A 12,344-nucleotide genomic window follows, 5' to 3' on the forward strand; every position below is an offset into this window, starting at 1 on the left:
GATTAGAGATAACCATTCTATTCGGTATTGGTTTATTTTCTACCTAGACTATTGCTACCGAAAAATAACACACTATTAAGTCGAGACTAATGGCTGTGGTTAGGTAACGGAAACCATCGCCGTTATAATAGGCATTCTTCAGAGCGTTTTTGATGCCCATCGCACTGTTGTGGAAACGAGGGCTATAGCCTTGTTATCTGGTTAATGATCAATGGAGTGACAGAGGCATGAATCCCGCCAGTCGGACCAAACATAAAATGATATTTATCCTGACTTCCATCTTTTTTATTAACCAATACATGCTTGTCGATAAGGGTTAGATTCTCCACGCTTTCCGCCCGAAATTGGTGAGATCTGATTAAGGTTTAATTCATGGCAAGGAAGCCATTGCTAGTAACTCACTTTCTTACCTATAAACGGCATCGTCTAGAACAGGGCCTTTTTATTTAATCAAGAACAAAACGTGTATTCGGGTTTTGTATGATTCTTCATTTCCAGTCGGTTAGGCCTAAGGCTTCATCAGCATACTTAGAAATATTACTGGCCAGCGCAGCCATTTTGACAAAACTATTGATACCCGACGCACCACCAAAAAATGGGACAACAAAAACGAGCGTATTATTGTCATTGCAACGCGCAACACTGAACATTTCACCGTCGTCTACCGTCGTTAAATCGCAGTCGAAAAAGCGAAAAAAAGACATCATCGAGCCTTTACCGGTACATACTATTATTCGCGGACCATGCTTTTTTACTAAGCTTTGAAAAAAACGCCCTCGATTTGAAATACACCATTCAAGATAAACTTCGAAAGAATGCAGTCCTATGAGATCTGCGATTGCGGGAGTCCAAGATACACTAGCACGATTTTTGAAAGAAATAGGAAAAGCGTTCATCTTAAATCCAATGCCATCCGAGCACATAAGCTTACGCTGAACAGCTTCTTCTTTATGCCCATCACCCCAGCCATAGAGATAACTATATAGCCAAGCAATCTTATTATTGTATTGATATTTGAGACGCTCTTTTACCTGCCCATCCCAGCTGCCAACATTAAAAGGCCCCTCCATTGCCTCATCTAAATCAGCTAAATCTTTAAACTCCGTTCCCCACTCCAAGCCACATACCCAGACTTTCGAATCTAAATTTCCACCATCACAGCCGTAGTGCGAACATGCAAACTGTTTGAATTTTTCATTTAACTGGCGCTTCACTATTACTTCCTTAACTCTAGTCTTTTCTACTTTTACACAAAACTACACTTAACTTGCGTCAGGTTTTGTCGCAGAGATCAAAAATTGTCGACTTTGTACAAATTCGCTAATGCGATCACTTCATTTTTGATTGTTTGTCGCAGTGTCGTTGGTGCGATTACTTCAATGCAGCTCCCTTGTGAACGTAGCCACCATCTAAACTGCCAAGAATCCTTGACTGTGGCAGTAAGGCCAAGCCAATCACTCTCTGTTTTCTCAACCTGCATATCATCCGATAGCGGAGTCTCAAAAAGATAGTTGATGACTGAACGATGAATCCGAGCTTTAAAGGCAATGTCATCACTCAAACTAAATTCAGCAGCGCCTGAGTCGACATAATCCTTCAATGAAAAATTTACTGGCTTATCTATCTTTTCTTCCAGCTGTTCAACGACACTTATTCTTTGTAATGCATATAATCGGGTATCTCTGTAACCAAATGCTGTGGCAACTAAGTAAAGTATCTTACCTCGGTGAATTAACCCAAGGGGATGCAACACCAGTGTTTTAGCCTCTTTCGCCCAAACACCAAAATAAACAACTTTTACTTGCTTCTCATCCAGCAGAGCACTTTGGATAATACCAAGCACTTGTTCATCAATAACTGGAGGAAGTAATGGCATTGATGGGGGGCGAATCGCAACTTTATCAGTCCATCGAGCAAGCGGGTGACTTTGATTGGCCTCTTGCAAATGTTTTTTTGCATATTCAAAACGCGGCTTTAAAGGTCGTAAAACCGACGGAGGCAATAGTGGTGAAATCACTTCTTCAGCCATTATCAATGAAACACAATCGCTGATGCTGAGATTAGGGATATCAAATGAGGCATTATCCATCCAGCGCCAGCCATAAGGTTTACTTTTGTCGTTACAGAGCAGCGGGAATTGGCGAGACAACTCATTTAAATCTCGCTCTACAGTACGCTTTGAAACATTGAAACCTAGACCTGTAAGTCTTTTCACTAATTCACTGGCCGTTATTCCTGCTCCAACTGAAGGTAAGAGTCTCAAGATTTCCCACTGGCGACTTAACGTATTCCTTTCTGTCCTATGATTCAAAGTATCTCCTCCTTCTCCTTGCGACATATATTGTCGCACCTCTTTATCACTATACCTGAGCTTAGTCAGATTAATACTTCTTAAGGACAAAACGTTCGAAGGTCTTTATGCGGATGGTGACATGTTTCATTCCCAACTATGACATGCAGTGTATAGCCAAATTAAATCGTGTTGCTGGCGAGCTTTACTATGCCTTATGTAAAGGGCGTTATGTACTAAAAGGAACGCAGAGATGCTCTACAAAATAGAAGATCAAGCCGAAGTTTTTGAAAAGTTAAAACCTGTAGAGTTCAGAGACTTTTCTAGTTTTGGAAAAAGTGAAAAAGCGTTAGAAAACTTAATTGCAAACAGCATTTTAGATGTGTTGTTTGAAGAGGCTAGATTAATGCCGGTGTGCCAGGAAAGACAAGGGCAAGCAGAAGCTGATATATATGCGCTTAATAAAAATGGTCAATTAGTTATATTTGAATTAAAGCGTGCACCCGCTGGGAAAGATGGCGTCCTTCAAGCACTTAGTTATACACAAGAAGCTGCTCAATGGAGCTACCAAAAATTAGAAGAAAAGTTCAAAGAGTATAGCAAAGGTGAAATGACCCTAGTTGAAGCTCACAGAGAGGCTTTTAGTCTTGAGCATGAATTAGATCCCAAAAAAATAAATGATAAACAACACCTATTAATTATAGGTAGCGCAACCGATGAATCATTAATATCTTCCGTCGATTACTGGAAGAAAAATGGTGTATCTATTGATTACCTACCATATCGAGTTTACGAACTCGCTGGAGAAAAGTACTTTGAATTCTTTGCGCTTCCATATGATAAGCACAAACAACCAAGTGATGTAAAAGGTGTATTATTTGATACAAATCGTAGTTGGGATGAGAATTCTATTTGGTCGATGATGGCTAATAGTCGTCTTGAGGCATATGGTGATGCAAAGAGGTTTATTCACCATGTTCATGTAGGAGATATTGTTTTCTTTTCGCACAAATGGTGCGGCTTAATAGCTGCAGCAAAAGTAAAAGGTGAGGTTAAAGCTCTAGACAGTGAAACTTTGTATCGAGATGTAGAGTTTTTGACTCCTATCCCTAAGCGGAAAGGTAGCACACTGTTAGCTATGCCTTTTTCACAAGTGAGCTCAAAAACAGGTAAAAATTTCTTTTGGGCTAGAACGATAAAGGTGCCTTATCTAACAAAAAGTGAAGCATTTGAGTTAGTCGAGCAGCTTAACCAATACTTGCATCGCCCATAACAAATCAATACTGCCCAATAAATTGCCTTATCTACATTGAAATAAGGCTCTCTATTGGGCGTTTAATAGAACGTCTATATATGCAACGCTTTTGCTTCGTACTCAGCAATAGCGTTTTCTTCCAGTAATGTTCTTCCTATTTTATCTACTCCAGTTAACAAATTTTGTTTATGGTGAAGCGGAATAGCAAAACTGAAAACATCACTGTTAAAACGAACCTCCTGATTGCTTAAATCAACACATACCAATTGATTCGGATCCTGCCGACATTGCATCACAATATCGTCAACCACAACGCGGGGTAATGTAATCGGTAGAATCTGATTATTAAGACAATTCGCATAGAAAATGTCAGCAAACCCTTTGGCTATAATCACACGAAAGCCAAAATCAGCGATAGCCCATGGCGCATGCTCACGACTCGAACCACAACCAAAATTTTCACCCGCCAGTAATATTTCAGCGCCAGCATACACAGGATCATTAAGCACACAATCTGGGTTTAAAACACTTTCATTGTTGTCGAGGTAACGTACATCATGAAGAAGGTGCTTTCCAAAACCTTGACGCGTTATTTCTGTCAGAAATTGCTTTGGCAGCAGTTGATCAGTATCCACGTTATTTTCTGCAAAAGGTATTGCCTTAGATTCAACCGTTATTAATGGTTTCATGGCTGCCCCCTTAATAGCAATCTAACATCGGTGAGTTTACCTTTTAATGCCGCACCCGCGGCCATGGCTGGGCTAACTAAGTGCGTTCTAGCGCCTCGCCCCTGTCTGCCTTCAAAGTTTCGATTGCTGGTAGACGCACAGCGGTCGCCTTCTTTAAGCACATCATCGTTCATCCCTAAACACATTGAACATCCGGGCAATCGCCATTCAAACCCCGCATTGATAAACACGCGATCTAGCCCTTCTTCTTCGGCAAGTTTTTTCACTCGCATCGAACCGGGCACCACAATCGCTTTGACTTGATCGGCCACTTGCCCATTTAATGCCACCGCAGCGGCTTCTCTTAAGTCTTCTATTCGACTGTTTGTACACGAACCAATAAATACATGGGAAATAGCAACATCGTCTATGCTTTGCCCAGCGTTCATGTCCATATACTGTAGCGCCTTCTGCATAGCGCTAGCATCGCCGTCGGAATAACTGTCAGGCAATTGAGGTACAGCTTCATCGATGCCGATAACTTGTCCTGGGTTAGTTCCCCACGTTACCTGAGGGGATAAACGAGACACATCAATGTCGACTGTTTTATCAAATTCTGCATCAGCATCTGAAAAAAGCGCCGACCAAGCAACTTTCATTGCCTCGAACTTCTCTCCTTTAGGCGAAAATGCTTTTCCGTCTAAGTAGCGAAAGGTGACATCATCCGGTGCAATCATGCCTGCTTTCGCACCGGCTTCGATACTCATGTTGCAGATTGTCATTCGCCCCTCTATCGATAAACTCGATATCGCGTCTCCGCTATACTCCACGACATACCCGGTTGCACCGTCGTGTCCAATTTCTCGAATTAAGGCTAAAATCATATCTTTAGCGAAGACCCCTTCGGGTAGCTCGCCATTAAAATTAACCCGCATATTCTTTGCTTTGCTTTGGCGAATGGTTTGGGTAGCTAACACATGCTCTACATCTGATGTGCCAATGCCAAAAGCTAACGTGCCCAAGGCGCCATGGGTAGCGGTGTGCGAGTCGCCACACACCACGGTCATACCAGGATGAATAAGCCCCATTTCCGGCCCCATAACATGCACAATACCTTGGTGACTGTCTCCTACTGGATATAAAACGATGTTATTAGCGTGGCAGTTTTTAATTAAGGTCTTTAACTGCAACGCGTTCTTTGGACCACAGGCATCTAAACTAGCCGACTGCGTAGAAATGCTATGATCCATCGTCGCTATCGTTAAGTCAGGTCGTCTTACTTTTCTGTTGAATTGTTTTAAACCATCAAATGCCTGAGGTGAAGTCACTTCATGAATCAAGTGCCTATCAATGTACAGCAACCCGTCACCATCAACTGAAGTAACGAAATGCTTATCCCAAAGCTTGTCATAAAGTGTTTTAGGCATGGTCGTCCTCCGCTTTTCTCTTAGCAAAATATGACGACACGGCGTCAAGACTGACAACTTCAGTATACTTTGCGTGTAGGTCGTGCAAGTTCGCGTTGTGAGCGTCAATGTTTCTGTCTCCGCAGGCCTCTTTGACAACCCACACAGGAAAATTACACGACAATGCATCTACTGCGGTTGCGCGAACGCAACCGCTGGTTGTTAAGCCACACACGACTACGCTGTCCACCCCGCCGGCCTTTAACTTCTCGTTTAGCTGGGTACCAAAAAAAGCACTTGGGACGGTTTTCTCAATTAACGTAGCGTTATCAGAAAACGATAGGCGGGGGTCTATCTCAACCCACCGGCTACCCCGAGCAAGCATATCTAAGTCAGGCAAATGCTGTCTGAACACCGATTGCTGGCTGTCGTTGTCATATACAACTGTTGAGAAATAAACAGGTAAGCTTTCGCCATCGAAGTGCTGAATTAATGCTTCAGCGGCGGCAATTTCACTATCAAATACACCGCCAAGAGGACTTTCAGGTGACGCAAAGCCTACTGTCATATCAACAATAATTAACGCAGGGCGCACGCCAAAGGCGACACCTTGCGAGAGTAAATCGCTGCTACTAAGCTGCATGTTATTGTCTCGCAACGTTGAACGATGGTGACACAGGTGCGGCTAAGCCCGTTTCCTCTTTTGCTTTGGCTTTAATTTCTTCTATTGTTCCGCCACGATTAAACAACGACACATCTCCTCTCTCTTCTTTCAATGTCGCTCGCAAGCGCTGGGTTTCTGTGTCGTTTACCAACCCATTTTCAATCACCACACCGTATCGACGCGCGCCTTCCAAAGAGACTAATCCTCTGGCGACATCATCAGCTACCGCTTTGGGTTCGCGGTCAAATGGATCGCCCCAACCGCCGCCGCCCCATGTATCGAAATACAATACGTCACCGGCTTTTACTACAATGCCCTCGCATTTAGCGGGCAGAATTTCTGTGCTGCCATCTTCTCGAACGAGGCGTTTTGTTGAACGTTTACCTGGCAACCCGCCATTAACGCCCCAAGGATAAGTTAACCACCTGTCATCATGAATCGCGATGGCACCATCACAAAGGAACCGATACCCCACCGACAGGCCATTACCACCACGGTGAAAACCAGGGCCACCGGAATCTGGAATAGTTTCGTAGGTTTCAACACGAAGAGGAAAATACGCTTCGATAAATTCGTTCGGTACATTAGTAAAGCCTGGCCACAAAGAATGTCCGTCTGGCCCATCACCCACAGGCCTGCCTGGGATCCCACCAAAACCAATCTGGAAGAGTTGGAACCACTCGCCTTTATCGTCATAGCCAGAATAAAACAGATGGGGAGAATCAGAGAAACCGGCGGCATTCATGGCATCAGGTGCACCTTGCCCTAATAGCCCTCCCATTACGTCAAAGATACGGCCTAATGCGTGCGTTCTTCCCGAAAGGGCCGCTGGAAAGTTTGGTTTAAGTAAGCTGCCTTGAGGTATACGCACATCAACTAAGTCATAGAACCCATCATTGAACAGTATTTGTGGGTCCACCAAATTGATAGTAAAAGAGCCGAAGAACATCTTGAACATGTCTTCATTTAAGTAGAAGTTTATTGAGCTTTTCGCTTGCGGATCGGTGCCTTCAAAATCGAAAATTGCCTTGCCATTCTCCCGCCACATCTTGCAGCGTATTTTGTATGGCCCCATGCCCACACCATCGTCACATAAGTAGTCTTCGAAGACCCGAGGCTTTTCTGGCACCAACATATTGATAATAGCTTCCATCGCAACATGGTTACGCTCGAGCATAATTTCCATGGTGGAATAAAACATATCGTCACCGAAACGTTCGGCTATTTCTTGGCAGCGTTTTGCCGCCGTTTTACATGCTGCCACAAGTGCGTTTAAGTCAAAGCGGTTCCACTGAGGCGTTCGCACATTATGCAAAATGAGCTCTAAGATATCGCTTTGTAGCACACCCTTTTTATAGAGTTTTGTGGGTGGGATCCGAATACCTTCTTGAAATATGGTTTCCGCTTTAATGGGTATTGAGCCTGGCACCATTCCGCCGTTGTCTGACATATGACCAAACATCGCGGTCCACGCAATGTGTCGTCCATCTTTAAAGATAGGAACAAGAATAATCCAGTCAGGTAAATGAGAAACAGCTGCATTTGTCATGTAAGGATCGTTGGTAAGGATAATATCCCCTTCTTCCAATTCACCCTCAAATGCACTTAGGAAGCCATGGATAAAAGAACCAAATTGCCCTACTACCATTTTGCCGTCTTTATTCGCAATCATGGGAAAGCAATCACCCTGCTCGCGGATCCCAGGGCTCATTGCGGTACGAAATAACACCGCATCCATTTCCTCTCTGGCATTACGCAATGCATTTTCAATGATATCAACGGTGACCGTATCAACGTCAATTCTGGTCAACTCAGCTGTGTTGGTTTGTTTAATTTTATTATTCATAACGCCTCCTTATTTACCAGTCGATTCAGGGTTGCTTAACGGGTTAAGTAATAGGTTGCCCACCACATCAACAGTTGCAACGTAACCAGGCAGGACCACAGTCGTTGAGTCCATTTCACAAATAACCGCGGGTCCCTTGACCGATAACGCTTCGTGAAGTTTTCTACGCTCGTAAATAATGGCGTCATGATAGCGACCTTCATAATAAATTTGGCTCTCGGTTATCATGCAATCTTCCAAGGTATAACTGGTGTTAACAGGCGGCGGAGTTGGAAGCGCTTTACTTTTTGCAGTGGCAACCGCACGAACCATCACAACCTCATGCCCATCTTCTAACGCAAAGGTGAATAGCTGTGTATGTTCAGCATCAAAGTGCTTTTTAAGTAAAGAAAGACCATTATCTTCAATGTCTTGCTTAGAAAAAGGAACGCAAAGTTGGAAGGCTTGTCCGGTGTAGCGAACATCCGCTTCATAAGTAATCGTTTGCTCGTCCATTGAAATTCCATCGGCGAGCAAGGTAGAAGATGCTTTTTCTGCTAATTCTTTAAGTACATGCTTAAATGCATCCTCGGTGAGGTTGTCGATTAGCGAAACCAGTGTTTGGGAGGCCTCGTCACGTACTTGTGTGGTGGCATCACCATACGCACATAATACGCCAGGACCAGGAGGAATAATGGCCGGCCACGCTTGGGTTAGAATACCCAGTGCATTGGCGTGTAATGGGCCAGCCCCACCAAAACCGACAAGGGCAAACTCTCTTGGGTCAAACCCTTGCTCTACCGACACCAAACGAAGGGCGCCGAACATCGCTTCGTTAGCTATTTTAATGATACCTTCTGCCGCTTCTTCAACCGAAATATCCATGGCGTCTGCCACTTTTTTTACCGCCGCTACTGCAGCGTCTCGATTGATAGCCATTTTGCCACCAAGCTGCACATCTGAAGGAAGGTAACCGAGTACCACATTGGCATCACATACCGTTGGTTCTACCCCGCCTTTCATATAAGCCGCTGGGCCCGGTTTAGCGCCTGCAGACTCTGGGCCTACGCGCAGTGCTTTGGTCAGTTCAGGGACAAAAGCAATGGAACCACCACCAGCGCCAACGGTTCTTACGTCTACCGATGGTGCTCGAACCGTAACATCTCCAACGCGGGTTTCTCGTCTTACCCGAGCCGTTGCATTTTGTATTAGTGCAACGTCAGTAGACGTGCCGCCCATATCAAAAGTGAGTATGTCGTTAAACCCACCTTGTTTACAAAAATGGATCGCCCCTGCTACACCGCCAGCAGGACCAGACATTAGCAAATTAACGGGGCTTTCTGCAGCTGAACGTGCAGACGCCAGCCCGCCATCTGAGCGCAAGATAGACAGATGAATATCGCTGCCCATACGCTCTGTTAGTGCGCCATATAAATTATCGACGTATTTGGCGACTTCAGGGCGAACATAACTGTTTACCACTGTGGTTTCAGTGCGCTCGTATTCTTGCAATTCAGGAACAACATCAGAAGAAATAGAGATTGGCATATCAGGGAAAACACGCTGCGCAACCGCTTTAGCTTGGCGCTCATTTTCCCCGTTCACATAGGCGTTTATAAAAGAGATAGTGAGTGCGGAAAACCCACCTTTATCTTTTAATGCCTGTAAGCTTTGCATGAGCTTCTCTTCGTCTAGGGCTTTAACAATACTTCCATCAGCGCCCACTCTTTCACTTGCTTCAATGGTGAGTTCTAACGGAGCAAGCAAAGGCTTCTTCACGTAGCTTACCCAGCCTCCCAGCCCCCCCGGACAGAATGAACGTGCCACTTGCAGCACGTGTTTGTAGCCTTGAGTGGTGACCAGTGCGACACTTGCCCCCTTGCCAGTCAATACCGCATTGGTTGCAACAGTAGTACCGTGCATAACACGAGCGATATCAGCAACATTAACACCTGACTCTTCACAAATACGGTCTATGCCGTTAAGTACCCCAACAGAAGAATCGTGCGGTGTAGAAGGCACTTTTGCTGTAAAGGTTTCCCCAGATATTTCGTTAATTAATAGTAGGTCGGTAAAGGTTCCGCCTACATCAACCCCTAATCGATAACTCATTTACTTCCCCTTTTATTTTCTTGTTGTTCTAACCAGGTTTTAGCATGTCCACCACGTGCTGTACCTGTTAATGCTTTGGCTTTGTCCGATGCGGCTAGTAATAGGCCCATATCTATGCCTGTGCGATAACCCATTTGTTCAACTAGCAGCACCACATCTTCTGTCGCTACATTACCGGTGGCGCCCGGTGCAAATGGACAGCCACCCAATCCCGCAATGGATGCATCAAATTGTCGAATACCCGCTTCAATTGCGGCGTAAACGTTGGCAACACCCATTGCCCGTGTATCATGAAAATGGCACGACAATTTGTTAGCGCCAAACTCAGATACCATTTTGCTCATAAGTCCATGTACCTGATCCGGCGATGCCGCACCAATCGTATCGGCCACCACAATGTGAGCTGCGCCAGCCTCCAATAAGGCTGCTGACACTTTAATTACATCATCCACGCTGATGTGCCCTTCAAAGGGGCATTCCCATGCTGTGGCAACATAAGCTTGCACCTTACGATTTAATTGTGTGGCTAGAGCAAGCACGTCAGATGACATAGACAATGCTTGGGTCGTCGTCATACGAATATTTTTTTCGTTCATCGTTGTACTGGCAGCAACTACCAGTGACATCAGCGGTACATTCAATTCCACTCCAGTGCTAAACCCTCTTTCGTTGGGAATAAGCACTGAATACGCCACCTTATCTTTGGCCTCGAGTTGACTAATCACCTCATCGGTCCCAGCCATAGCCGGAACCGCTTTGGGCGATACAAAAGCGCCCACTTCAATGGCGGGTAATCCAGCCGCCACTAATGCATTTATTAATGCGACTCGCTCATCCACACTTAGGTGTTTTTTCTGATTCTGTAAGCCGTCTCTGGGGCCAACATCGTTGATGATGATATTTCCCTTCGTTTTCATCAGCGAACGACCTTTTTCTCAAATAAAGAGGCTAACTCACTGTCACTCATGCCTACTAAATTTTTCAACACATCCTTGGTGTGTTCGCCCACCTTGGGCGCAGGCGAGAATACTTCGTCTGTGGTACGAGAAAACTTAATAGGATTACCCGGCCCTTTGGTTTTGTTGCCATCCCCCGAGGTAAGCTCAACCACCATATTGCGATGTTGCACTTGTTCATCATTAAGGGCTTGAGAAAAGGTATTAACAGGCGCACAAGGAATACGCGCCGCTTCTAGCTTTTCAATCCAATAGGCAGAGGTTTGTGTTTGCAGTGTTTGGTTAAGGGTTTCGTCGATAAAGTCTTTCTTTGCCCACCGGCCTGGCTGGGTATCGAATTCGGGTAAGTCCAATGCCTCTATCTTCACCACCGTTTTTAAGTTCTGCCAAAAGTTATCTGTGATAACCGCAATCACTATAAAACCATCCGCTGTTTTAAAGGTGTTGTAGGGCACGTGAACAAAGTGTGAATTGCCAATGGGGAATGGGTCTTTCTCTGACAGAAAGTACATTGTTGCCATGTAGTTAAGCAATGATATCTGACAATCTAACATTGAAATATCAACGTCTTGTCCTTTACCACTTTTTGCCCGTTCCAATAGCGCGGCTTGAATTCCCATGACGGCAAACATACCGCCGCCTAAATCGCCAATTGGAATACCGGCTCGAACAGGGTGATTGGGATCGGTGCCTGTAATAGACATACCGCCACCAGTTGCTTGAGCCACTTGATCAAACGCCGGACGTTTGAATTTGGGACCGTTGCTGCCAAAGCCCGTTATTGAGCAGGTGATTATTTCAGGGTTGATTTTACTTAACTGTTCATAGTCGATTTTTAAACGCGTTGGCACACCCGCACCAAAGTTGTTGACCACCACATCGGCTTTTTTAACCAACTCATAGAATACGTTTAAACCTTCTTCAGATTTTAAATCGATGCAGACACTTTTTTTGTTTCGGTTTAGTGTAATGAAGTAAGCGCCCATACCGTCCAAGGAATTCTCGGGATCGGTTGCAAGAAGCTTTCGAGTGCCTTCCCCTTGCAATGGCTCTACTTTAATTGTCTCTGCCCCTAAATCGGCGAGTATCATGCCGCAGTATGGCCCTGACAGCATATGCGTAAGGTCAATGACAGTAATGCCTGACAATGGTTTATTCATAAATTCAT

Annotated in this window: 10 protein-coding genes; 1 reads left to right on the plus strand and 9 read right to left on the minus strand. The window is 44.8% G+C overall.

Features of this window, described 5'->3' with window-relative positions; translation table 11 throughout:
- Positions 1 to 488 precede the first annotated feature (488 nt).
- Together KO501_RS14030 and KO501_RS14035 are read right to left on the minus strand one after the other, a co-directional pair.
- Positions 489 to 1,214: a hypothetical protein gene (locus tag KO501_RS14030; protein WP_216030291.1), complete on the minus strand. Its 726-nt coding sequence runs from the start codon at positions 1,212 to 1,214 to the stop codon at positions 489 to 491.
- Positions 1,215 to 1,291: 77 nt separating this feature from the next.
- Positions 1,292 to 2,338, minus strand: a complete 1,047-nt coding sequence (locus KO501_RS14035; protein WP_216030292.1) for a WYL domain-containing transcriptional regulator — start codon at positions 2,336 to 2,338, stop codon at positions 1,292 to 1,294.
- A gap of 205 nt (positions 2,339 to 2,543) precedes the next feature.
- Between KO501_RS14035 and KO501_RS14040 the strand changes: the two genes are divergently transcribed.
- The gene (locus KO501_RS14040) at positions 2,544 to 3,563 is read left to right on the plus strand and encodes a hypothetical protein (RefSeq protein WP_216030293.1); all 1,020 of its coding nucleotides are present in this window, start codon (positions 2,544 to 2,546) and stop codon (positions 3,561 to 3,563) included.
- A 74-nt stretch (positions 3,564 to 3,637) separates the two neighbouring features.
- Here the strand turns inward: KO501_RS14040 and leuD are convergent, their stop codons facing one another.
- From leuD to KO501_RS14075, 7 genes are read right to left on the minus strand one after another with little or no spacing between them, the layout of a single operon-like run.
- Entirely contained in the window at positions 3,638 to 4,234 is a 597-nt protein-coding gene (leuD, locus tag KO501_RS14045) for a 3-isopropylmalate dehydratase small subunit (RefSeq protein ID WP_216030294.1), read from the minus strand.
- Positions 4,231 to 5,640, minus strand: a complete 1,410-nt coding sequence (gene leuC, locus KO501_RS14050) for a 3-isopropylmalate dehydratase large subunit (protein ID WP_216030295.1) — start codon at positions 5,638 to 5,640, stop codon at positions 4,231 to 4,233. The genes leuD and leuC overlap by 4 nt, the downstream gene beginning before the upstream one ends.
- Positions 5,633 to 6,262 carry an isochorismatase family protein gene (locus KO501_RS14055; protein WP_216030296.1) on the minus strand — a complete coding sequence of 210 codons (630 nt, stop codon included), beginning with the start codon at positions 6,260 to 6,262 and terminating at the stop codon, positions 5,633 to 5,635. Before KO501_RS14055 ends, leuC begins: the two co-directional genes overlap by 8 nt.
- 1 nt (position 6,263) lies before the next feature.
- Positions 6,264 to 8,129: a hydantoinase B/oxoprolinase family protein gene (locus KO501_RS14060; RefSeq protein ID WP_216030297.1), complete on the minus strand. Its 1,866-nt coding sequence runs from the start codon at positions 8,127 to 8,129 to the stop codon at positions 6,264 to 6,266.
- 9 nt (positions 8,130 to 8,138) lie between these two features.
- Positions 8,139 to 10,220 carry a hydantoinase/oxoprolinase family protein gene (locus tag KO501_RS14065; RefSeq protein WP_216030298.1) on the minus strand — a complete coding sequence of 694 codons (2,082 nt, stop codon included), beginning with the start codon at positions 10,218 to 10,220 and terminating at the stop codon, positions 8,139 to 8,141.
- Positions 10,217 to 11,137 carry a hydroxymethylglutaryl-CoA lyase gene (locus tag KO501_RS14070; protein WP_216030299.1) on the minus strand — a complete coding sequence of 307 codons (921 nt, stop codon included), beginning with the start codon at positions 11,135 to 11,137 and terminating at the stop codon, positions 10,217 to 10,219. The genes KO501_RS14065 and KO501_RS14070 overlap by 4 nt, the downstream gene beginning before the upstream one ends.
- Positions 11,137 to 12,336: a CoA transferase gene (locus KO501_RS14075; protein WP_216030300.1), complete on the minus strand. Its 1,200-nt coding sequence runs from the start codon at positions 12,334 to 12,336 to the stop codon at positions 11,137 to 11,139. Before KO501_RS14075 ends, KO501_RS14070 begins: the two co-directional genes overlap by 1 nt.
- Positions 12,337 to 12,344 lie beyond the last annotated feature (8 nt).

It is taken from the genome of Alteromonas sp. C1M14 (assembly GCF_018860965.1).
Lineage (GTDB): Bacteria > Pseudomonadota > Gammaproteobacteria > Enterobacterales > Alteromonadaceae > Alteromonas.

Bases quoted from the DNA above. Each gene is read 5' to 3' on its own strand.
- leuC (WP_216030295.1), bottom strand. From the start codon at position 5,640: ATGCCTAAAACACTTTATGACAAGCTTTGGGATAAGCATTTCGTTACT.
- KO501_RS14060 (WP_216030297.1), bottom strand. From the start codon at position 8,129: ATGAATAATAAAATTAAACAAACCAACACAGCTGAGTTGACCAGAATT.
- KO501_RS14070 (WP_216030299.1), bottom strand. From the start codon at position 11,137: ATGAAAACGAAGGGAAATATCATCATCAACGATGTTGGCCCCAGAGAC.
- KO501_RS14065 (WP_216030298.1), bottom strand. From the start codon at position 10,220: ATGAGTTATCGATTAGGGGTTGATGTAGGCGGAACCTTTACCGACCTA.
- KO501_RS14075 (WP_216030300.1), bottom strand. From the start codon at position 12,336: ATGAATAAACCATTGTCAGGCATTACTGTCATTGACCTTACGCATATG.
- KO501_RS14040 (WP_216030293.1), top strand. From the start codon at position 2,544: ATGCTCTACAAAATAGAAGATCAAGCCGAAGTTTTTGAAAAGTTAAAA.
- leuD (WP_216030294.1), bottom strand. From the start codon at position 4,234: ATGAAACCATTAATAACGGTTGAATCTAAGGCAATACCTTTTGCAGAA.
- KO501_RS14055 (WP_216030296.1), bottom strand. From the start codon at position 6,262: ATGCAGCTTAGTAGCAGCGATTTACTCTCGCAAGGTGTCGCCTTTGGC.
- KO501_RS14035 (WP_216030292.1), bottom strand. From the start codon at position 2,338: ATGTCGCAAGGAGAAGGAGGAGATACTTTGAATCATAGGACAGAAAGG.